Annotated in this window: 21 protein-coding genes; 6 read left to right on the top strand and 15 right to left on the bottom strand. The window is 64.0% G+C overall.

The genetic code is table 11. The features are described 5' to 3' along the window. Positions 1-80: 80 nt before the first annotated feature. Positions 81-1301, bottom strand: a complete 1221-nt coding sequence (locus ACEQXE_RS05580; protein ID WP_370177960.1) for a polyhydroxyalkanoate depolymerase — start codon at positions 1299-1301, stop codon at positions 81-83. Positions 1302-1467: 166 nt separating this feature from the next. On the opposite strand from ACEQXE_RS05580, the gene ACEQXE_RS05575 reads away from it, so the two are divergent. The 5 genes from ACEQXE_RS05575 (at position 1468) to ACEQXE_RS05555 (ending at position 7204) form a co-directional block, all read left to right on the top strand. After that, the gene (locus ACEQXE_RS05575) at positions 1468-3288 is read left to right on the top strand and encodes an ABC transporter transmembrane domain-containing protein (protein ID WP_370177959.1); all 1821 of its coding nucleotides are present in this window, start codon (positions 1468-1470) and stop codon (positions 3286-3288) included. Positions 3289-3434: 146 nt separating this feature from the next. Then, a complete protein-coding gene (locus ACEQXE_RS05570; protein WP_370177958.1) occupies positions 3435-5609 on the top strand; it encodes a M13 family metallopeptidase in 2175 nt (724 codons plus the stop codon). A gap of 81 nt (positions 5610-5690) precedes the next feature. Then, complete coding sequence (locus tag ACEQXE_RS05565) at positions 5691-6500, top strand: undecaprenyl-diphosphate phosphatase (protein WP_370177957.1); 810 nt, start codon at positions 5691-5693, stop codon at positions 6498-6500. A gap of 97 nt (positions 6501-6597) precedes the next feature. Then, a complete protein-coding gene (locus tag ACEQXE_RS05560) occupies positions 6598-6852 on the top strand; it encodes a hypothetical protein (RefSeq protein ID WP_370177956.1) in 255 nt (84 codons plus the stop codon). A 103-nt stretch (positions 6853-6955) separates the two neighbouring features. Beyond that, a complete protein-coding gene (locus tag ACEQXE_RS05555; RefSeq protein WP_370177955.1) occupies positions 6956-7204 on the top strand; it encodes a hypothetical protein in 249 nt (82 codons plus the stop codon). Positions 7205-7311: 107 nt separating this feature from the next. Here ACEQXE_RS05555 and phhA read toward each other — a convergent pair whose 3' ends face one another. The 5 genes from phhA to ACEQXE_RS05530 form a co-directional block, all read right to left on the bottom strand. Then, positions 7312-8199, bottom strand: a complete 888-nt coding sequence (gene phhA, locus ACEQXE_RS05550) for a phenylalanine 4-monooxygenase (protein ID WP_370177963.1) — start codon at positions 8197-8199, stop codon at positions 7312-7314. 103 nt (positions 8200-8302) lie between these two features. Further along, complete coding sequence (locus ACEQXE_RS05545) at positions 8303-9178, bottom strand: hypothetical protein (RefSeq protein ID WP_370177954.1); 876 nt, start codon at positions 9176-9178, stop codon at positions 8303-8305. Continuing rightward, positions 9175-10395, bottom strand: coding sequence for an acetyl-CoA C-acetyltransferase (locus ACEQXE_RS05540; RefSeq protein ID WP_370177953.1), 1221 nt, complete (start codon positions 10393-10395; stop codon positions 9175-9177). Before ACEQXE_RS05540 ends, ACEQXE_RS05545 begins: the two co-directional genes overlap by 4 nt. Beyond that, positions 10395-11570 (bottom strand): acyl-CoA dehydrogenase family protein, encoded by a 1176-nt coding sequence (locus tag ACEQXE_RS05535; RefSeq protein WP_370177952.1) that lies wholly within the window; start codon positions 11568-11570, stop codon positions 10395-10397. Before ACEQXE_RS05535 ends, ACEQXE_RS05540 begins: the two co-directional genes overlap by 1 nt. 104 nt (positions 11571-11674) lie before the next feature. Continuing rightward, entirely contained in the window at positions 11675-11998 is a 324-nt protein-coding gene (locus ACEQXE_RS05530) for a hypothetical protein (protein ID WP_370177951.1), read from the bottom strand. A gap of 199 nt (positions 11999-12197) precedes the next feature. Here ACEQXE_RS05530 and ACEQXE_RS05525 point away from each other — a divergent pair, with 199 nt between their 5' ends. Then, the gene (locus ACEQXE_RS05525; protein WP_370177950.1) at positions 12198-13208 is read left to right on the top strand and encodes a right-handed parallel beta-helix repeat-containing protein; all 1011 of its coding nucleotides are present in this window, start codon (positions 12198-12200) and stop codon (positions 13206-13208) included. A 17-nt stretch (positions 13209-13225) separates the two neighbouring features. On the opposite strand, the gene ACEQXE_RS05520 is transcribed toward ACEQXE_RS05525, so the two are convergent. From ACEQXE_RS05520 to pabB, 9 genes are all read right to left on the bottom strand, one after another. Then, positions 13226-13939: a tetratricopeptide repeat protein gene (locus ACEQXE_RS05520; protein ID WP_370177949.1), complete on the bottom strand. Its 714-nt coding sequence runs from the start codon at positions 13937-13939 to the stop codon at positions 13226-13228. 61 nt (positions 13940-14000) lie between these two features. Continuing rightward, on the bottom strand, positions 14001-14522 hold the full coding sequence (locus ACEQXE_RS05515; protein WP_370177948.1) for a GNAT family N-acetyltransferase: 522 nt from the start codon (positions 14520-14522) through the stop codon (positions 14001-14003). Further along, entirely contained in the window at positions 14519-15460 is a 942-nt protein-coding gene (gene ribA, locus ACEQXE_RS05510; protein ID WP_372520169.1) for a GTP cyclohydrolase II, read from the bottom strand. Before ribA ends, ACEQXE_RS05515 begins: the two co-directional genes overlap by 4 nt. A gap of 140 nt (positions 15461-15600) precedes the next feature. After that, positions 15601-16398: an exodeoxyribonuclease III gene (gene xth, locus ACEQXE_RS05505; RefSeq protein ID WP_370177947.1), complete on the bottom strand. Its 798-nt coding sequence runs from the start codon at positions 16396-16398 to the stop codon at positions 15601-15603. Between the two features lie 279 nt (positions 16399-16677). Further along, positions 16678-17346, bottom strand: coding sequence for an outer membrane lipoprotein carrier protein LolA (locus ACEQXE_RS05500; RefSeq protein WP_370177946.1), 669 nt, complete (start codon positions 17344-17346; stop codon positions 16678-16680). Positions 17347-17422: 76 nt separating this feature from the next. Further along, the gene (rpmG, locus tag ACEQXE_RS05495) at positions 17423-17590 is read right to left on the bottom strand and encodes a 50S ribosomal protein L33 (RefSeq protein ID WP_010233410.1); all 168 of its coding nucleotides are present in this window, start codon (positions 17588-17590) and stop codon (positions 17423-17425) included. Between the two features lie 145 nt (positions 17591-17735). After that, entirely contained in the window at positions 17736-18155 is a 420-nt protein-coding gene (arfB, locus tag ACEQXE_RS05490) for an alternative ribosome rescue aminoacyl-tRNA hydrolase ArfB (RefSeq protein WP_370177961.1), read from the bottom strand. Beyond that, the gene (locus tag ACEQXE_RS05485; protein ID WP_370177945.1) at positions 18145-18831 is read right to left on the bottom strand and encodes an RluA family pseudouridine synthase; all 687 of its coding nucleotides are present in this window, start codon (positions 18829-18831) and stop codon (positions 18145-18147) included. Before ACEQXE_RS05485 ends, arfB begins: the two co-directional genes overlap by 11 nt. Positions 18832-18840: 9 nt before the next feature. Further along, positions 18841-20661, bottom strand: coding sequence for an aminodeoxychorismate synthase component I (pabB, locus tag ACEQXE_RS05480; protein ID WP_370177944.1), 1821 nt, complete (start codon positions 20659-20661; stop codon positions 18841-18843). Positions 20662-20724: the final 63 nt, after the last annotated feature.

The following is a 20724-nucleotide window of genomic DNA, read 5'->3' as shown; positions in this document are numbered from 1 at the left end:
CCCTCGTGCAGCCGCGACACTGGCACTCGCTGGGCGCAGCATAGCACAAGTTCGGCGGTCGGGTGCGAGGCTTGTCGCCCTCACCCGTGCGCGGCGATGAATTCCTCGACCACGGGGGCGATCTTCTCGCGCCATTTGCTGCCGTTGAAGATACCGTAATGACCGGCACCTTCGGCAATGTAATAGCGCTTTTTCGACGGCTTGAGGTTCGGCGTCAGCTCCAGCGCGGCGCGCGTCTGGCCAAGGCCTGAGATATCGTCGCGCTCGCCTTCGATGGCCAGCAAAGCGGTCCCGGAAATATCGCCAAGGTCCACGCGCTTGCCGCGATGCATGAAGGTGCCATTGGGGATCGAATGGTCCTGGAAAACCTCCTGCACCGTCTGCAGGTAGAATTCGGCGGTCATGTCGCAGACGCTGCGATATTCGTCGTAGAAATCCTTGGTCGCCTGCGCGCTGGCTTCGTCGCCCACGGTGAGGTGTTTGAACATCTCGTAATGGCTCATCATGTGATTGCCGAGGTTCATGCTCATGAAGCCAGCAAGCTGCATGAAGCCGGGATAGACCTGCCGCCCCGCTCCGCGATACTGCATCGGCACGGTGGCGATCACGTTCTGGCGGAACCACTCGATCGGACGTTCCATCGCGAGGTCGTTGACGCTGGTGGGCGAGCAACGCGTGTCGATGGGGCCGCCCATCATGGTCAGCGTCTTCGGTGCGCAGGGGTGCTGGTCGCGGTTCATGATCGCGGTTGCAGCGAAGACTGGGACCGACGGCTGGCAGACGGCCATCACATGCGCGCCTTCCCCGATGTGTTCGAGGAACTCGATCACGTAGTCCATATAGTCGTCGAGATCGAAATGGCCTTCATGCAGCGGCACGTTGCGCGCATCGGCCCAGTCGGTGACATAGACGGTGTAGTTTTCGAGCATCCGCTCGACCGTGCCGCGCAGCAGCGTGGCATAGTGCCCGCTCATCGGCGCCACGACCAGCAGGCGCGGAGCATCCTCGGGCAGGTCGGCGCGGCGGAAGCGCTTGAGGTCTCCGAAGGGCTTGTTGACCACAGTCGCCTCGACAACCGTATGACGCTTGCCTTCAGCTTCGACCGTCTCGATGCCCCAGGCAGGCTTGCCATAGGTCGCGGTGGCGTGGGCAAAGACGTCGAGCGCGCTCGAGGCGATTGGCCCCATGCCCATATAGCCGAAGGGCAAAGCCGGGTTGGACAGCATTTCGGCCCCGATCGAGGCCCAGGTGCTGGCGCTCGAAAGCCAGCTGCGCTGCAGTTCATAGGCGTGGTAAAGCATTCTCGTCCCCTGTGGCCCGCTGTTGTGTTGTTTTTTGAGGCGGGATCAATGTGGACGGGGACTGTGCCCCGAGGATTGTCATTGTGCAATGCACAAACTGGGTAAAAGTGCCGGTAAGGCGCCTCACCTGTGGATTTTGCGCCGCACCGACACTAGGTGAGCGCTCATGGACGAGACGGGCGCCCAGACCGACAAGAAGCGCAAGCTGTTCGCGCGCCGCCGCAAGGGCGAGCCGCGTTCGCTCAAGCCGCTGCGCATGGTATTCGATGAATTGCGCAATTATCCCGGCCATGTGGCGCTGGCCTTTACCGCACTGGTCATCACCGCCACCGCGACGCTCGCCATTCCGGCTGGCCTGCGCTTCGTGGTCGACCAGGGCATGGGCGGCGACGGTTCGCAGCTGACCTTCTGGTTCCGCGTCCTGCTCGGCATTGTCGCCGTGCTCGCGCTGGGCACTGCCATGCGCTTCTATTTCGTCAGCTGGCTGGGCGAACGCGTGGTCGCGAATATCAGGCTCAAGGTGCAGCGGAACCTGCTGCGGCAGTCGCCCAGCTTCTTCGAGGAGAACAGCCCGAAGGAAATCTCCAGCCGGATGACATCGGACACCGCAATCATCGAAACGGTCGTGGGCTCCACGGTCTCGATTGCGCTTCGCAACAGCCTGACCGGGATCGGCGGCATCCTGCTGCTGCTGGTGCTTGCGCCGACGCTGACTATGGGCCTGTTGCTGGGGATCGTGCTGATCGTCCTCCCGATCGTCTATTTCGGGCGCAAGATCCGTGCGATTTCGCGCACCAACCAGGATCGGGTGGCCGATGTCGGCTCGACCGTGACCGAGGTGCTCGGCGCGATGCAGATCGTCCAGAGCTTCGGGCAGGAGCGGCGCGAGGGTGAGCGGTTCGCCGGCGTAGTCGAGCGGACGTTCGAGAGTGCCAAGCGGCGCATCCTGCTGCGCGCCATCATGACCTCGGTCGTGATCGTGTTGATCTTCGGCGGGATCACGCTGGTGATGTGGCGCGGCGCCTTGGCCGTATCCGACGGTCTGATCTCTGGCGGGACGATTGCCGCCTTCGTGCTGACGGGCGGGCTCGTTGCGGGTGCTTTCGGTGCGCTGACCGAGGTCTATGGCGACCTGCTGCGCGGCGCGGGTGCGGCCGACCGGCTGGCCGAGCTGCTGCATGCCGAGCCCGACATCGCTCCCCCGCCAAAACCCCAGCCGCTGCCGGTACCGGCACGCGGAAGCCTCTCGTTTCGCAATGTCTCGTTCGCCTACCCCTCCCGCCCCGGCGAGAGCGTGGTCGAGGATATTTCGCTGGAGATCGAACCGGGTGAAACGGTCGCCCTGGTTGGCCCTTCGGGTGCAGGCAAGTCGACGCTGTTCGCGCTCGCCCAGCGCTTTTACGACCCGCAGGAAGGGACCATCCGCCTCGACGGAATCGCGCTGCCTAGCGCCGATCCGGCGGAAATCCGCGAACGTATGGCCTTCGTGCCGCAGGCAGGCACGCTGTTCTCCGGCAATGCACGCGACAATCTGCGCTATGGCCGGTGGGAAGCGAGCGACGAGGAGATCTGGGAGGCTGCGCGGCTCGCCAATGCGGCAGGTTTCCTCGAAGCGCTGCCGCAAGGCCTCGACACGAATCTTGGCGAGGATGGCACGCGCCTGTCCGGCGGGCAGCAGCAGCGCACCGCCATCGCCCGGGCGATCTTGCGCGATGCCCCGATCCTGCTGCTCGACGAGGCGACCAGCGCGCTCGACGCCGAGAGCGAGCGGCTGGGGCAGGATGCGCTCGCCACCGTCATGCGCGGTCGCACTACGCTGGTGATCGCGCACCGGCTGGCCACGGTGCGCGAGGCAGACCGGATCGTGGTGATGGACGAGGGGCGCATCGTTCAGCAGGGGACCCACGCACAGCTGCTCGCCAGTGGTGGCCTCTACGCCCGTCTCGCGCAGCTCCAGTTCGAGGCTCCACGCACCGGAACGGCATAGCCAGCTCGCGCGATCAATCGACCAGCGTCATATCCGGAACGACGAGCGTCGACGCTGTGCACGCACTTGGGTCTATGGCAATTTCTCGCGCAATGCGCCGTTCATTACGGATGGCGAGATTCGCATCGAATTTTTGAGAGGGCACCATGATCCGCACAATCCTTACCACCACCGCCAGCAGCGCCGCGCTAGCGATCGCCGTACCGGCCGCCGCACACGAAAGCCACGATCACGGCGAGATCGAATATCTGCTGCAGGATGGCGCTGCGGCCGAGGGCGAAGCCGATATGCCCACCATGAGCTTCGGCGAGTGGGGCGTCGAACCGTCGCTGCTTTCCGACACGATCGATCCGGGCGACGACTTCTTTGCCTACGTCAACCAGGAATGGCTCGATGCCAATCCGCTTCCGGCCGAATTCAGCCGGTTCGGTGCGTTCAACCTGCTGCGCGAGAAATCGACCAGCGACGTAAAGGCCCTGGTCGATGAGCTGGTGTCGAAGCCGGCGAGCGCGCTGACCGCGGATGAAAAGCGCATCGTCGATGCCTACCGGTCCTACCTCGACACCGAAGCGATCGACGCGGCGGACCTTGCTCCAGTGCAGCCATATCTGGACACGATCCAGGGCTCCGAAACCCTTGCCGAACTCGTCACGCTGTGGGGCACCCCGGGATACCCCGCGCCGATGGGTGGCGGGGTCAGCGTCGATGCCAAGGAGCCGACCCGCTATTCGGTCTATGTCGGTTCGGGCGGGCTCGGCCTGCCGGATCGCGACTACTACCTCGATGAAAGCGAGCGCGGGCAGGAGATCCAGACCAAGTATCGCGAGTATCTCGCCTTCCTGCTCGGCGAAGCCGGGTATGACGATGCGGCAGGAATGGCGCAGAGCATCTACGATTTCGAGGATTCGATTGCGCGCAAGGTCTCATGGGATCGGGCAACCCGCCGCAACCGCGACCTGACCTACAACGCCCTCTCGCCCGATGAGCTCGGCGGCCTGGTCGAAGGCTTCCCGACCACCGCACTCCTGACCGCCAGCGGCTCTGGCGATACGGATCGCTTCATCGTGGGCGACCTGCCTCCGAGTGCCGAGCGGGCGGCGGAACTCGGCCTGACGGACGAGGTTCTGGCCAAGATCGGCGGCGGCACTCCCGCAATGATGACCTTGCTGCTCGAAACCCCGATGGACGTGCTGCAGGCATGGACGGTCAAGGAGTTCCTCGAGAACAACGCGTCTGTCCTGCCCACGCGTTTCGATGAGGCCGACTTCGCATTCTACGGGCAGACCCTGCAAGGTACTCCCGAGCAGCGCGCGCGGTGGAAGCGTGCGATTGGCGAGACCGAAGGGCTGCTCGGCGAACTGGTCGGCGCATCATATGTCCAGCGGTACTTCCCGGCAGAGAACAAAGCCGCGATGGTCGATCTGGTGGCCAACCTGCGGATTGCCGTGGCCCAGAGCATCGATGAAATCGAGTGGATGAGCGATGCGACGAAGGAAGAAGCGCTCGCCAAGCTGGACAGTTTCGACCCCAAGATCGGCTATCGCGACAACCTGGAAACCTACGAGGGGCTGGCCATCTCTGCGAGCGATCCGCTCGCCAATCGCATGGCAGCGGCCAAGTGGGGCTGGGAAGACAGCCTTTCGAAGCTCGGCGGGCCGATCGACCGCACCGAATGGGGCATGCTGCCGCAGACCGTGAATGCCTATTACAACCCGACGAAGAACGAGATCGTCTTCCCGGCGGGTATCCTGCAGCAGCCGTTCTTCGGCATCGATGCAGACCCGGCCGTGAACTACGGCGCGATCGGCGGCGTGATCGGTCACGAAATCGGCCACGGCTTCGACGATCAGGGTTCCAAGTCCGACGGAACCGGCATGCTGCGCAACTGGTGGACCGATGCGGACCGTGCAGCATTCGAAGAGCGTACGGATAAGCTTGTGGCCCAGTACGACGGGTTCTGCCCGCTCGATGACGGAGCGACGTGCGTCAATGGCCGCTTCACCCTTGGCGAAAACATCGGCGATCTTGGCGGGCTCAGCCTGGCATACCGTGCCTACAAGATTCACCTCGATGGCAAGGAAGACAAGGTGATCGACGGGCTGACCGGCGACCAGCGCTTCTTCCTCGCCTGGGCGCAGGTGTGGCGTTCGGCCCAGCGCGAGGCGAATTATCGCCAGCGCCTGCGGACCGATCCGCACAGCCCCGAGGAATACCGCGTCAACGGTGTCGTGCGGAACATCGACGCTTGGTACGAGGCGTTCAACGTGACGCCCGAAGACGAGCTTTACCTGCCGCCGGAAGAGCGGATCCGCATCTGGTAACGCACAAATCGCGCCCCATCGGGCCACAAGGGGCCGTGCAAGCTTGACTTGCGCGGCCCCTTCGCTTTGAGCCTGACGCCCATGGACACCATTGTAACAGCCATTCTGCTCGGCATTCTCGAAGGGCTGACCGAGTTCCTGCCGGTTTCATCCACCGGCCATCTGATCTTGGCTCAGGCCTGGTTTGGCTACGACCCTGCGCAATGGCGCCAGTTCAACATCATCATCCAGCTGGGAGCGATCCTTGCGGTGGTGGTGACCTACTTCAAGACCTTCTGGAATATGGGGATGGGGCTCCTGCGGGGCGAGCGTGCCTCGATAATGTTCGTGCGAAACATCCTTCTGGCCTTCCTGCCGGCAGCGGTGATCGGCCTGCTGATCCTGGACGTGATCGACGCCATGCTGGAAAGCCCTGCCGTTGTCGCAACCGCGCTCATCGTGGGCGGCATTGCGATCCTGGTGCTCGAACGGACCATCCCCACGCGGGAGGAGCAGGGGGTCGAAGCGCTGTCATGGAGGGCCGCGATTGGGATCGGGTGCGTCCAGTGCCTCGCCATGATCCCGGGTACCAGCCGTTCTGGCGCGACCATCATGGGCGCACTGGCGATGGGCGTGGGCCGCAAGACGGCGGCGGAATTCTCTTTCTTCCTCGCTGTACCGACCATGCTCGGTGCATCGGTGGTCAAGATCTTCCAGGAACCCGATCTTCTCGCCGGGACCGCTGCGATCGGGTGGACGGAAATCGCACTCGGCTTCATCGCCAGCTTCCTCGTCGCGCTGGCTGTGGTGCGCGCTTTCGTTGCCTATGTCAGCAAGCGCGGGTTTGCCCCGTTTGCCTGGTATCGGATCCTGGTCGGTGCGGTGACCCTGATCTGGCTCTTCGGCTTCTGATCTCGCTTGCGAAGGGGGCAGATCGGGAACCAAATGTTCTACGGCCTGTTCACCAAACTAACGAATAGCAAGTTTCTCCAGGTTTGTCGCAGGACTCATGGGTTTACTGATCCTTCTTTGTAGCGGTGCCGTGCTTGGCTGGCTGGTCGCCCTGGTGACCGGCGCGGAGAGCAGTCGTGCTGCTTGGTTGAGGGTGATTCTCGGGGCTGCCGCGACCGTATTTTCCGGGCTGCTGGTGAGCGACGCGTCACTGATCGAATCGCTTGGTGCACGCGCACTCGTGGTATCCCTAGCGAGCGCTTGTACGGTTCTGGCGCTGATTTCCTTTATGGAACCACTGATGCGGCGCTGATTGATCCCATTGGGAGAGCCTCGGGCGATTGAGGCAAATTCGGGGTATCCGTGTGGCAAAAACATGGCTATGCGGGACTCCCAACCAACCTAGGGGAAGAATCATGAAGACCACTTTCAAAGCCGCTCTGATCGCTTCGACCGTCGCTCTGGGCCTCGGCGTTGCCGCTTGCGCCGAAGCCGACACCACCGAAGAAACCACGGCTGAAGACACCATGGCCGAAGACACCATGACTGAAGAAGCCATGGGCGACGACACCATGACCGAAGAAGCAACCGACGAAGCTGCGACCGACGAAGCAGCGACCGAAGAAGTTGCTGAAGAAACCGCCGAAGAAACCGAAGAGATGTAATCTCTCTTCATCTTCGGATGAGTTCGAACCGGCCCCGAAGCGATTCGGGGCCGGTTTTCTTTTGCGTCAAAGCTTGCCGGACCCATCCCGGCCCGGGGTGATCGCCGTCAGACAGGCCGAGCGCTGCTGCCCCGGCCACCGCGCAAGGCGTATTCCTGCGTACCCAGCTGGATCACGTCGTCCGTGTCGATCACGGCGGTCGTCGCGTAGGTGAAGTGCATGGGCAGCCGCTCGTAAAGCTTCGCGAAATCGCGCCCCTCGGTCTTGTGGAACAGGTCTTCGAAGCTCTCGATCACGAAATATGTGTTCTGCAAATCCGAGATCACATAATCGGTGCGCATGACCCGATCGACATCGAGCATGATGCGATTGGGGCTTTTCGCCTCGACCGAAAACCTAACCTCGGTGGGACCGGAAAGGATTCCGGCGCCATAGGCCCGCAGGTCCCCTTCTTCGAGTATCAGCCCGAATTCGACCGTGTACCAGTAGAGGGCGCCCAGCGCCTTGAGCCGATTATACTGCATCGCCCGCCACCCGGCCTTGCCGTAAGCTTCCATATAATCGGCGAAGACCGGATCGGTCAGCATCGGCACGTGTCCGAACACGTCGTGGAAGACGTCAGGCTCCTGGATGTAGTCGAAAGTCTCGCGTGTCCGGATGAAATTACCGGCGGGGAACCGGCGATTGGCAAGGTGATAGAAAAATACATGATCGGGGACGAGCGCGGGCACTGCCACGACGCTCCAGCCGGTCTGCTGCTTCAGTTCCTCGGAAATCTCGCCAAAGTCGGGCACGCCCCCGCGATCGAGGTTCAGCTTGTCCAGCCCGCGCATGAATGCCGTACAGGCCCGCCCCGGCAGCAGCTCCATCTGCCGGGCGTAGAGATCGTTCCAGATCGCATCGTCTTCTGAATCATAGGTGCTCTGCTTTTCCAGCCAGTCTTCACCCACATGGGCAGGCCGCTGCAGCGGAGCGGTATATACGTCTTCCGACATGGTCGGGATGGACGCATAGTCGACGTCCATCGTCGGATTTTGCATGATTGTTGCCATGGGGCCAATGTATCAACCCGGGCTGGGCTATGCAATTTCGCTTCGTTTACCTTTGCGCCTTTGCCCGCGCGTTGGCCTGGGTGAGAGGAGTGCCTGCTGCGTTGAGGGCGGCACATTCGAACCCGTCATCCGTCGCGCGAACGGCAAGATGCATCACATCGCCCGCAATCGCCGGAGAGCGGGCCGAGAAAGCGAAATGCGACAGGGTGTTGGGGCCCGCGATGTTGGCCAGCTCCTGCAAGAGCAGGGTCGCGATCAGCGGGCCGTGGACCACGAGGCCGCGATAGCGCTCCATTTCCCGCGCGTAGGGAGCGTCGTAATGGATGCGGTGGGTGTTGAAGGTCAGCGCCGAAAAGCGGAACAGCAGGGCCTCGCCCGGCGTGATCGTGCGCACCCTATCCCATTCGCGTGGATCGAAGGCCGGCGTCCGTGCGGCAGGCGGGGAGAGGGGAGCATTGCTCGCAGCAGCCTCACGGTAGACCAGCGTTTGCGCTTCCCGGATCGCGGGCTCGCCATCGACTGCGAATTCATGGTCGAGCCTTAGGAAGGCAAGGCGACCATTGCGCCCCTCCTTTCCCTCGAAGGATGCCACGCGGGTGAGCTTTTCCACCCGGTCTGCAATGGCTAGCGGTTTCAGGAAGGCGATCTCGCTCCCTACCCACATCCGGCGAGGCAAGTCGATCGGCGGGTAGATTCCCGCCGGATCGTCGCTGCGGGCAGGGTGCCCGTCTTCGCCAAGCATTGCGGTCGGTGCCTCGGGCGTGCACAGTGCAAAGTGGATGCCCTGCGGCATCTCGGCGCCGTCGGGGGCGGGCAGATCGAGTGTGGCGAGCCAGCGCGCGGCCAGCGCTTCGTCGAGACGGTCGGCTGCGCGCGCCTCCCGCCCGATCCAAGCATCCCAGTATTTTGGCCAATCGTTCAAGTTGCGCGCTCGAACAATGCGGCGAGCCCCTGCCCGCCGCCGATGCACATCGTCTCCAGCGCATAGCGCCCCTCGCGGCGATGGAGTTCGAGCGCCATGTCGGCAAGGATACGCACGCCGGTCGCCCCGATGGGATGACCGAGCGAGATGCCCGAGCCATTGACGTTGAGCATGTCGCGGCGCGAATCATCGTCACTCCAGCCCCAGCCCTTCAGGACGGCGAGGACCTGCGGAGCAAAGGCTTCGTTGAGTTCGACCAGATCGATATCGTCCCAACCCTTGTCGGTGCGAGCGAACAGCTTTTCGACTGCCGGGACGGGGCCGATGCCCATCCGCGACGGGTCGCACCCGGCGGCGGCCCAGCTGTCGAACCACAGCATCGGTTCGAGCCCCAGCTCTTCGAGCTTATCCTCCGCCACCACAAGGCAGGCGGCAGCAGCGTCGTTCTGTTGGCTGGCATTGCCTGCGGTAACGATCCCGTCCTTCTCTATCGAGCGCAGCGCGCCCAGGCTCTCCATCGAGGCATCGGGGCGAAAACCTTCGTCACGCGCGAAACGGATCGGGTCCTTGCGGCGCTGCGGCACCTCAACCGATACGAGCTGTGCGTCAAACTTGCCCGCCTCCCACGCGGCGGCCGCCTTCTGGTGTGAGGAGACCGCATAGGCGTCAGCCGCCTCGCGGCTGATGGCGTAATCCTTTGCGAGCTTCTCCGCCGTCTCGATCATGCCCGAGATCACGCCGAAGCGCTCTATCGGCTGGCTCATCAACCGTCCGCGCGAGAGGCGATCCCACAGCGCCATGTCGCCCATCTTCGCGCCGTGCCGGGCCTTGGTGGTGTAGTGCTCGACCTTGGACATCGATTCGACGCCGCCCGCCAGCACGCAGTCCGCCGCGCCGGTCTGGACCATCATAGCCGCCTCGATCACCGCCTGCAGGCCGGAGCCGCAGCGCCGGTCCAGCTGGAAGCCGGGGACCTCGATGGGCATGCCCGCAGCGAGCCACGCCCAGCGACCGATGGCGGGCGCTTCGCCGCTGCCGTAGCCTTGCGCGAAGACCACATCGTCCACTCGCGCGGGGTCGATCTTCGTGCGCTCCACCATCGCCTCGATGATCTTCGCGGCCAGCGGGCCCGCTTCCAGCGGGGTCAGCGTGCCGAGGAACCGCCCAACCGGGGTCCGCAACGGGGAGACGATGGCGGCTCGGCGCAGCTGGGCCATCAGGCTTGCGCCCCGGCGGCGAAGTTGCGCAGCATCGCCTTGGCGATCACCAGCTGCATGATCTGGCTGGTGCCTTCGTAGATCGTGTAAATCCGGCTGTCGCGATAGAAGCGCTCCGCCTCGTATTCGGCGAGGTAGCCCGCGCCGCCGTGGATCTGCACGCAGCGGTCGGCCACCCGGTTGCACATCTCGGACGCAAACAGCTTGGTGCTGGCGGCGGGCAGCAGCGAGGGCTCGCCCGCATCCACCTTGGCAGTCGCGTCCTTGAGCATGCACTCGGCAGCGTAGATTTCCGCCTCGCTATCGGCGAGCATCGCCTGGATCAGCTGGAACTGCGTGATCGCCTCGCCGAAGGCCTTGCGCTCTGTCGCGTATTTCATCGCAGTATCGAGGATGCGGCGCGCATAGCCTGCGCTCGCCGCGGCGACCGAAAGCCGCCCATTGTCGAGGCTCATCATCGCGGTGCGGAAGCCCTGGCCTTCCTCTCCGCCCAGCAGCGCATCGCCATCGACACGCACATCGTCGAGATAGATGTCCGCGATCTGGCTGCCTTCCTGCCCCATCTTCTTGTCGGGCTTGCCGACGGAAACGCCGGCTTTTTCCATGTCGACGAGGAAGGCGGAAACGTGCGCGTTCTTGGGCAATGCCTCTTTGCTGGTGCGCGCCATGATCAGGCCCAGCTTCGCGAAGGGCGCATTGGTGATGTAGCGCTTGGACCCGTTGAGGACGTAGCCATTGCCGTCCTTCACCGCGGTCGTCTGCATCGCGGCGCTATCGCTGCCGCTGCCCGGCTCGGTTAGGCCGAAGCAGGCAATCTCGCCCGCCGCGAGGCGAGGCAGCCATTCGGCCTTCTGTTCCTCGGTGCCGCTGTTCTTCAGCGCAGTGCACACCATCCCGAGATTGATCGAGGTGATCGATCGATAGGCGGGCAGCGCGTAGGAGAGCACGCGGATCGTTTCGACATATTGGGATGTGTTCATGCCCGCGCCGCCGTATTCTTCCGGCATGGTCAGGCCGAACAGGCCCATTTCGCGCATCTCGTCGAGGATTTCGGCCGGAATCTCGTTGGCCGCGATCACGTCCTTTTCTGCCGGAATCAGCCGCTCGTGAACATAGCGCCATAGCTGTTCGATAAACTGGTCGAAGGTGTCCGCGTCCATTCCTGGCATGCTCATATTATTGGCTTGTCCCTTTGGCCCGTCCCGGGGCTATTTCTGGCAGGCAAAGCGTGTCGGTCGAAGCGCATGGCTTCGTCCGACACACCTAATGATTGCTAGCCTCAGTTTTCGGCGTTCATCGCATCGATTTCGGCCTGGATGTCAGCAGCGGCTTCGGTAGCGTTGGCTGCATCGTCTTGGACCGATCGGCGGACCTCTTCCTGCCGTTCTTCCGGGGTTCGGGTATCTACCGGTTCGGGTGCGGGTGCCGGCGCCTCGACAGCGTCATCTTCGATCGGTTCTTCGGTGATGTCGGTCAGGGCATCGTCGGCCGCGATCTCGACATCTTCGGCGACCACTTCGTCGCTTGCATTGTTGGAATCACCACAGGCGGCAAGCGCAAGCGCACCTGCACCAATCAGGCTCATGCGGAGCGTAAGTTTCATCTGGCTGTGCCTTTCATGTTCGAAATGTCAGCGCGATGCGCACCGGATCGTTTCCTGCCCGCTCGCGAGGCTTCACGCTAGGCCGAAGGCACACCATCGGTAAAGGGCATTGGGCTGCAAATTCCTGCGGGGAACGCACCTGGGCGGCAGAGCAAATGCTTATCCGCTTGTTAACCATTCCGAACTAATCCTGCGCCGCATGACCCAAGCTCGCGACCGCTTCATCCCGACCCCGCCCATCCGCCCCACGCTTGGGCGGCCTTCGACGATCCTGTGCGGGCTCATCGCAGTCGGCGCGGTGGCGCTGATCCCGATTGCCGCGCTGATGGCGCAGGGCACATCGGCACCCTTCACGGTCATGGAAACAAATCGCGGCTATCCCACCCTGCAGGCGGCGGTCGATGCGATCGGCTCGGGCGAGGGGCGGATCGCGATCGCTCCGGGTGTCTATCGCCAGTGCGCGGTGCAGCGGGCGGGCCGGATCGCCTATCTCGCGACCGAACCGGGCCAGACCGAATTCACGGGCACTGCGTGCGAGGGCAAGGCCGCGCTCGTCTTGCGTGGAACCGAAGCGAGCGTTTCGGGCATCATCTTCAGCGACATCGGTGTGGCAGATGGCAATGGCGCCGGCATTCGCCAGGAAGCGGGCAACGTCACCATCGCGAACACCTGGTTCCGCGACAGCCAGCAGGGCATCCTGACCGCACATGATTCGATGATGCGGCTGGTGATCGACCGGTCGACCTTCACGCGGCTTGGCACTTGCGAAAACTCGGGCGGCTGTGCCCATTCGATCTATACCGGCGATATCGGGCACCTGCGCGTGACCCGCAGCCGGTTCGAGGAAGGCACCGGCGGCCATTACCTGAAGGCACGCGCCGCGATGGTTGAGATCGCCGCATCGAGCTTCGACGATTCGCACGGGCGCGAGACGAATTACATGATCGACCTGCCGCAGGGCGCGCGTGGGCAGATCACCAATAACTGGTTCGTGCAGGGCGAAAGCAAGGAAAACTATTCCGCGTTCATCGCCGTGGGCGCGGAGGAGCAGACCCATAGTTCCGACGGGCTGACCATCGCGGGCAACGACGCACGCTTCGTGCCGTCGGTCTCGCGCCAGTCGGCGTTCGTGGCGGACTGGACAGGGGCAAGCCTGCAGATAACCGACAACCGGCTTGGCAACGGACTCAAGACCTTCGAACGGCGTTAGCTCTACGCCGCGAATGTTCAGCTCCCTGCTGGCGTTTCCTCGTATGCCAGAACGATATCGAGGCCCAGCGTTTCGGCTATTTCGGAGGCGCGCTCCGTGATCGCTCTTTCGTCGGCGGTATCGCCCAAAGCATCAAACGCCATTTCGAGCGAGGTCTGGGCATGCTCACTGCCCATCGCTGTCGAGAGAAGGAACCATGCGGTCGCCTCCGTGCGGTCCTGTTCGACCCCCTCACCGTTCCATATCATTACACCGACCCCGCGCGCGGCGTGATCGCTACCCAAAGCTGCGGCGGCCATATAGTTCTGTAATGCGGCAGCGTAGTCCTGCGGAACCCCACGACCCGTCGCTTGCATCACTCCCAGGCTGACCACTGCATCGAGAAAGTCCTCGTCTGCCGCCTGTTGGAACAGGGCGACGGCTTCTTCCAGCTCGCCCGGTGTCTCGCCCTGATCGATCATCACGCCGAGCCGCCAGCGAGCGTGGTTTTCGCCCTGAGCGGCAGCTGCCCGGTAATAGCGCGCGGCCAGTACCGGATCGCGTTCAACGCCGTTGCCGAATTCGTGAAACCAGCCCAGCCAGTCGAGCGCTTTGGCATCGCCATCCTCAGCAGCATCGCGCGCAATAGACACGGCAGCCCGATAGTCGCCGCTGCCTACAAGGGTTTCGATCTCGTCACTGGTATTTGCAAGGCATGCAAGCGCCGCAAGTGCGAGCAGTATTTTCCGCATGTCATTCCCCTCGACAGGCACAGGTTCGAGGAAGGCAGCCTAACGCAAAACGTACTGTTGGCTAGTCTTTCGGCCGGACACTGAAGCCAGGCGCGTATTCTACCGTGCCCTTGGGGAGGGGATCGGTGGTCAGCGCGCGCATCTGGAAATACTTGGGCGGTACGCCGGGCAGGATCAGATCCGGATACGACTGAAAGCCGAAGCGGGCGTAATATCCCGGGTCCCCGAGCAGCACGATGCCCTTGGCCCCCATTGCGGTCATCCGTTCGATGCCTTCGGTTGCGATCTGCGAGCCGATCCCGGTGCGCTGCCGCGTCGGCATGACCGAAACGGGCCCGGCGGCGTACCAGCCCTTGGTCCCGTCGGAGATGGAGACCGGCGAGAACGCGATATGGCCGATGATCGCCTCGTCCATATTGGTCGCCACCAGCGATAGCGTCAGGTCGCCATCGGCACGCAGCGCGTCCACGATATCCTGCTCGTTGCCGTCGGAAACGGTGGCCTTGGCAAAAGCCGCTCGGGTCAATGCGTGAATAGCAGGAATGTCGCCCGGCTGTTCGTCGCGAATGGTCAGCTTCCTCATCGCAGGAGGTGGCCCGACCGATCGCGTTTTGTGGCGAGATAGCGCACGTTGTGGGGGTTTGTGCCCGTGTCCAAGGGGACCCTTTCGATAATCTCGATGTTCTGTTCTTCGAGCGCGGTAAGCTTCGCCGGGTTGTTCGTCAGCAGGCGGATACGGGGAATCCCCAGTAGTGACAGCATGTGTCCCGCAATGGGAAAATCGCGTGCCTCGTCGGGCAGGCCAAGGCGCTGGTTGGCATCGACCGTGTCGAAGCCCTGTTCCTGCAACTGGTAGGCGCGCAGCTTGTTCACCAGGCCGATCCCGCGCCCTTCCTGCCTCAGGTAGAGGACCACGCCATAGCCGCCCTGCTCCGCTTCATGCGCAAAGGTGTGAAGCGCGGCATCGAGCTGCGGCCCGCAATCGCATTTGAGGCTGCCGAAGACATCGCCGGTCAGGCACTCCGAATGCACGCGGACGAGCGGGGCAGTGTCCGCGCTCTGGCGCCCGATGATCAGCGCCGCATGCTCGCGCAGATCGGCGGGTGAGCGGAAGATGGCGATTTCGGCATCCTCGGCCGCGCAGGTGGGCAACCGGGTACGCGCGGCGATGTGCAGGCTTTCTGGTGCCGAGAATTCGGCAAGATCCCCGGCTGCGACGCCGACCGGGGCCTCCTGCGTGGAAGCATCGATCAGGAAGGCCGGCAATATCCCTGCATGCCGCGCAATCTCCAGCGCGGTGGTGTGCCATTCGGCATCGGGCAATGGCAGGGCGCGGAACGGCCCTTTCATCGGGCTCGCAAGGTCGAGTGCAGGGTCCGCAATCGCCCGCGCCAGATCGAGATCGAACGGCTCGCCGCCTTCGATCATCACCGGTGCATGGGGCACGGCTGCTTCGCGCTGGTTGGCAAGCTTCAGGGTCGTCGCGCGCGCTGCCGAGATGAGCATGGCATCGGCGTGCAAGGCCGGTTCGCAAGCGGTTTCGACAGGCAGCAGGGCGGGGCCGTTATCGACCCGAATCGGCCAGCCGTGGCGCAGCGCGTCGATCGCCTGAGCGACCGCACGTGCCCCACCAGCACCTGTGCCGCCGGAACCCTCCCCGGTCAGAGCGTGAACTCCGTCGTCAGCGGCACATGGTCGGATGGGCGATCCCAATTGCGCGCTTCTTCCAGGATGGAGTGTCTGGTGGCCTGCTTCGCCAGTTCGGGGCTCGCCCACATATGGTCCAGCCGCCGACCCTTGTCGTTGGTCTGCCAGTTGGGATTGCGATAGCTCCACCAGCTGTAATAGCGCTCTGGCGCAGGCACGTGCTCGCGCCCGATATCGGTCCACCCGTGCGCGTCCATGAAGCGTTGCAGCGCCTCCACCTCGATCGGGGTGTGGCTGACGACCTTCAGCAGCTGCTTGTGGCTCCACACGTCACTTTCGAGCGGGGCGATATTGAAATCGCCCACGATCAGCGTCGGCTGGTCGACATTATCCGCCCAGCGGGCCATTCGTTCGAGGAAATCGAGCTTCTGCCCGAACTTGGCGTTCACCTCGCGATCGGGCACGTCGCCCCCGGCGGGCACGTAGACGTTTTCGATCACCATGCCCTGGTGAGCCGGATCGGTCAGCTGCACGCCGACATGGCGCGCCTCGCCGTTATCCTGCCAGTCGTAGCGCGAAATTTCCCTGAAAGGCAGCCGACTGACCGTCGCGACGCCGTGGTAGCCCTTCTGCCCGTGGATCGCGATATGCTCGTACCCGAGCTCGCGGAACGCCTTGGCGGGGAATTGCTCTTCCACGCACTTGATCTCTTGCAGGCACAGCACGTCGGGCGCCTGCTGGTTGAGGAATTTCTCCACCAGCGGCATGCGCAAACGGACCGAATTGATGTTCCAGGTAGTGACAGAGACCATACCGGCGGACTTAGGCTGCGCCCGCTCGCGCTGCAAGACGGCGGCATTGGGAGCAAAGGAAAACCCCCGCACCGGGGGCAGTGGTACGGGGGTTCCTTACGAGCGTTCGTCACGCTTGCGACAAGGCCTGTGGTTTGAAGGGGAACCGCGGGGCAACAGGGGGGAAACCCGCGGGTTCTTCAAGCCTTGCCCGATTCAAACTAGGGACGCCTGCCTTGCCTCCAAATGAACGCCGGGGGGCAGCCGACCGCTAATCCGGGTCATCCCTCGACGAACGGTTTACCGGGGTCGACGGGATGCGCGACGCGGGTCCTTGTAGGTGAACGTCGAATCGCTGACCGACACGCCGTAGCGATGGTTGGCCAGCCGCACCGTGGTGCGGTTGTTCTGCGCGTCCAGCGCCACCCAGTTGGTCAGCTGCCAGCCGCCTGGGGCACTGCCATCGCGCACGAAGATCAATGTGATGACCCCGAATTCCGGCTTGTTCGGATCGCGCACTTCCACCGACAGCACGTTCGGATTGCCGGTGCTGCGCAGCTTGCCGTACTTTTTCACATCCCGATTCGGATCGAGCAGCGCGCCCAGCGGCGAATTGCTGATCGGCCAGCGCTGCACCTGGTTCACCTCGTAATCGATCATGGTGAGCGACTTGCCGTTGGAAACGATCAGCAGCGGCACGCCCTTGGCATATTCGAAGCGAATCTTGCCCGGCCGCTTCAGCGTCATCGTGCCGTTGACCGATTGACCATTACGGTCGGTCTGGTTGAAGCTGGCGCGCATCGTGCTGATGCCGCGCAGCGCAGCTACCGCATCGTCCAGCGTGCCGGCCGTGGCCGCCATGGCAGGGGCAGGCAGCGCGATGGTCGCAGCAATCGGCGCACCGGCAAGCAGTGCGAGACTGGCAAGCCCGGCGAGCGGGCGGCGAAGCATTGTTCGAGTAGTCGTCATGACGGCCTCCGTACTATTCCCGGAGTGAACCGCGCGTGAGCGGCGCTGGTTCCGTGCCGCAAGGTAAAAGCCGATCTTACTTGATCTTGGCTTCCTTGAACTCGACGTGCTTGCGCACGACCGGGTCGTATTTGCGGAAGGTCATCTTCTCGGTGATGTTCCGAGGGTTCTTCTTCGTCACGTAATAGAAGCCGGTGTCCGCGGTCGACACGAGCTTGATCTTGACGGTTGCGGGCTTCGCCATAACTCAATCCTGCCAGTTCAAGGGCCCGGCCATCGGTGGTTCTCGATGTGCAGCGGGTGAAAAAACAACAGGCGGCGCACACGGCACCGCCCGATCGCACGCGCTAATGTGCGCGAGGCATGGAAAAGTCAAGCAACGAGTCGCCCTACCAATCGCTGCGGCTGGGCTTGCCGCGATTGGCTTTCACCGCGCCGCGCGCCTTCTTCGCCTTTAGTCGCTGCGTCTTGCCCACCCGGTTGAGCCGCGTCTTGGCGCGCGCTTTAGGCCTGCGATGCGCCTCGCGCAGCAAATCCTCCAGCTTTTCGCGTGCCAGCGCGCGATTCGCTTCCTGCGTGCGGTGTTCGCGCGCCACGATCAGGATATCGCCTGCATCGGTCAGGCGGTTGCCCGCAACCTCCCCAAGGCGCCTGAACGCGAAGGGCGAGAGGCGCAGCTTGTAAGCGTTGACGCGCAACTGCACTTCGGTGGCAACCTTGTTGGCGTTCTGCCCGCCGGGGCCCGAGCCCGCGACGAAGCGTTCCTCCGCAAGGCCGTGGGCCCGCTCGATCAGGTCGTCAGGTATCATCGCCATGACCGGGGGCGGGAATTTCCGCCAGTTCGAAGCCGAGCGCAGTAAAATCGGCGGGCAGCGGGCTGGTAGCGGCAATATCCGTCTTGCCCTCGCGCGCGACCGTGATCGCGCTGGCGTGCAGCATGGTGCGCGGAGCGCCAGAGCGCGAACCGTAAACCGGATCGCCGAGCAGCGCGATACCGATCCCGCTGGCCGCATGCACGCGGATCTGGTGCGTGCGGCCCGTCGCCGGGCGAAACTCGACCAGTGCGCGACCGTCGTGCTCGGCCACGACGCGCCAGTCGGTCATCGACGGCTTGCCTTTCTTCGCCGGGATCATCCGCCAGCCCTTCTCGGCGCTGCTGATCTTGGCGAGGGCGAGTTCGATTCGGCCTTCGGTTTCCTCCGGGATGCCCGCAAGGATCCCATGATAGACCTTGGCCACCGCCTTCGCCTCGAACGCGGCGGTGAAGCGCTTGTGCGCCTTGGGATTGCGCGCCAGCAGCAGGCAGCCACTCGTGTCGGTATCGAGCCGATGGACGGGGAGGGGACGACGCTGGAAGCCCAGCTTCAGGTCGTCGAGATGACCCTCGAGGCACGGGCCGCCCTTGCGTGGACGATCGATCGGCAGGCCCGCAGGCTTGTCGATCACCAGCGCTTCGCCGTCTTCGTAGAGGATGGGAATGGTCATAGGGGAGCTTCAGATGAGTCGCGCGCGCATCACGCCGCGCAGGGCATTGCCGATCAGGAAACCGTCGGCGAGATCGTCCAGCGTCAGTTCGGCCTCGACCGCGCGGCCTTCCTCGATCAGCGATTGGCGGAACACGCCGGGCAGCAGGCCCAGGCCGAGGCGCGGTGTGAGAAGCTTGCCATCGCGTTCCACGAACACGGTGGTCCAGCTGCCCTCGGTAACCAGTCCATCGTCGCGCACCAGAACGGCCTCGTGCGCGTCGATCTGGTGCGCCGCAGCCAGGGCATCGGCATAGAAGCCGCGATCGGTGGTCTTGTGGCCCAGCCGCCAGTCGCCCGCATCGACCGGCAGGGGCAGGGCAATGCAGTCGAGCGGCTCGCTCGGCGTGACCGGCAGCGGCGCGACTTCTATCGCGGTGGTGCCCGACCGCGCGCATGTCAGCCGCACGCGCGCGGGCGCATCGAGATCGAAACACAGGGTCTGGATCTGGTTGCGCGCTGCGTGCCGATCAAATGCGAAGCCAAGCTCGTGTGCGCTGGAGGACAGGCGCGCGAGGTGCCCTTCGAGCAGGGGAATGCCCTCTTCCGGGTCGAAGCGCATGGTCTCGATCAGGTCGAAAGCAGGGGCAGTGCAATCCGCGCTGCTTGATCGCGCGAATCCGGCTTTGATCTGCGCCTCGCGCCATTCGGCCAGCGGTTCGCTGTCGGCCACGATCCCCGCGCCCACGCCCAGCACTGCGGTCCCATGCCCGTTCTCGATCGGGGTGAGCCGCAAGGTGCGGATCGCCACGTTGAAACTGGCCGTGCCGTCGGGCCCGAACGCACCGATGGCACCGCAGTAAGGGCCGCGTGCATCGCGTTCCAGCCGGTCGATGATCTCCATCGCGCGGATTTTCGGCGCCCCGGTGATCGATCCGCACGGAAACAGCGCCTTCACGATCTGCGCCAGCCCTGTCTCCGTGGCGAGGTCCGCGTGTACCGTGCTGACCATCTGGTGCACGGTTGGGAAGCTCTCGACCTTGAACGGCTCGTCGACCGTCACCGACCCGGCCTGCGCAATGCGCGACAGGTCGTTGCGCATCAGGTCGACAATCATCAGGTTCTCGGCGCGATCCTTTTCGGATTCGCCCAGCTCCGCCGCCGCCGCCGCGTCAGCATCCGCATCGCCATGCCGTGGGCGTGTGCCCTTCATCGGGCGAGCCGTAAGCTTCCCGTCCTGCGCTTGGAAAAACAACTCGGGCGACAGGCTGACGAGAGCGTGGCTGCCATCCCACACCACACCGCCGTGGCCTGCGTGCGAGGCCTTGCGCAGCGCGGCGTACAAAGCCAGCGGCTCCCCGCGATACGACCCGGTAAGCGGCATGGTGAGGTTGGCCTGGTAGATATCGCCCGCCGCAATCTGGCGCTGCAGTTCGCCGAAACGCTCTTCCCACTGGCCCAGCGAAATCGCCGGATCGAGCGGGCCGAGCGAGGCGGGGCCGGGCGCGCGCTGCGCCAGCCATGCCTCCACCTCGTCCGCCGCGATGGCCTGCTCGGATTCGAACAGGCCCAGCCACACGAGCGGCCCTGCGCCGCCCGAGCGGGCGTCCGCCAGCGGCCTGAGCCTGGGTTCGAGCGCAAGCCCCGCCTCGTACCCGATATATCCTGCCAGCACCCCGCCAATCTCGGCCTGGGCAGCCTCGGCAGCGGCAAGTGTCGCCTCTACCGCGTCGGGCCACAAAGCGCGGAAGATCGCCACCGGCGCTTCGAACAGGCGCGCGCCGCCCGGCACGTGCCCCTCGCCAGAGGGACGCGCATCGTCGAGGAGGATGAAAGGTTCGCCCGTTGCCATCGCACCCGCTCTATCGAAACACCTGCGAATTGGAACCACCTTGACGGGTCGCGGGCGCCCCGC

The sequence above is a fragment of the Alteriqipengyuania sp. genome (assembly GCF_964222115.1).
Lineage (GTDB): Bacteria > Pseudomonadota > Alphaproteobacteria > Sphingomonadales > Sphingomonadaceae > Alteriqipengyuania.
This window is presented reverse-complemented; position numbering and strand designations above follow the sequence as displayed.

Coding starts and splice junctions, on each gene's coding strand:
- ACEQXE_RS05525 (WP_370177950.1), top strand. CDS start 12,198: ATGACCCAAGCTCGCGACCGCTTCATCCCGACCCCGCCCATCCGCCCC.
- ACEQXE_RS05540 (WP_370177953.1), bottom strand. CDS start 10,395: ATGGCCCAGCTGCGCCGAGCCGCCATCGTCTCCCCGTTGCGGACCCCG.
- ACEQXE_RS05555 (WP_370177955.1), top strand. CDS start 6,956: ATGAAGACCACTTTCAAAGCCGCTCTGATCGCTTCGACCGTCGCTCTG.
- ACEQXE_RS05485 (WP_370177945.1), bottom strand. CDS start 18,831: ATGACCATTCCCATCCTCTACGAAGACGGCGAAGCGCTGGTGATCGAC.
- ACEQXE_RS05570 (WP_370177958.1), top strand. CDS start 3,435: ATGATCCGCACAATCCTTACCACCACCGCCAGCAGCGCCGCGCTAGCG.
- ACEQXE_RS05520 (WP_370177949.1), bottom strand. CDS start 13,939: ATGCGGAAAATACTGCTCGCACTTGCGGCGCTTGCATGCCTTGCAAAT.
- ACEQXE_RS05530 (WP_370177951.1), bottom strand. CDS start 11,998: ATGAAACTTACGCTCCGCATGAGCCTGATTGGTGCAGGTGCGCTTGCG.
- ACEQXE_RS05535 (WP_370177952.1), bottom strand. CDS start 11,570: ATGAGCATGCCAGGAATGGACGCGGACACCTTCGACCAGTTTATCGAA.
- ACEQXE_RS05560 (WP_370177956.1), top strand. CDS start 6,598: ATGGGTTTACTGATCCTTCTTTGTAGCGGTGCCGTGCTTGGCTGGCTG.
- phhA (WP_370177963.1), bottom strand. CDS start 8,199: ATGTCGGAAGACGTATATACCGCTCCGCTGCAGCGGCCTGCCCATGTG.
- ACEQXE_RS05565 (WP_370177957.1), top strand. CDS start 5,691: ATGGACACCATTGTAACAGCCATTCTGCTCGGCATTCTCGAAGGGCTG.
- rpmG (WP_010233410.1), bottom strand. CDS start 17,590: ATGGCGAAGCCCGCAACCGTCAAGATCAAGCTCGTGTCGACCGCGGAC.
- ACEQXE_RS05500 (WP_370177946.1), bottom strand. CDS start 17,346: ATGACGACTACTCGAACAATGCTTCGCCGCCCGCTCGCCGGGCTTGCC.
- xth (WP_370177947.1), bottom strand. CDS start 16,398: ATGGTCTCTGTCACTACCTGGAACATCAATTCGGTCCGTTTGCGCATG.
- pabB (WP_370177944.1), bottom strand. CDS start 20,661: ATGGCAACGGGCGAACCTTTCATCCTCCTCGACGATGCGCGTCCCTCT.
- ACEQXE_RS05515 (WP_370177948.1), bottom strand. CDS start 14,522: ATGAGGAAGCTGACCATTCGCGACGAACAGCCGGGCGACATTCCTGCT.
- ACEQXE_RS05580 (WP_370177960.1), bottom strand. CDS start 1,301: ATGCTTTACCACGCCTATGAACTGCAGCGCAGCTGGCTTTCGAGCGCC.
- arfB (WP_370177961.1), bottom strand. CDS start 18,155: ATGATACCTGACGACCTGATCGAGCGGGCCCACGGCCTTGCGGAGGAA.
- ACEQXE_RS05575 (WP_370177959.1), top strand. CDS start 1,468: ATGGACGAGACGGGCGCCCAGACCGACAAGAAGCGCAAGCTGTTCGCG.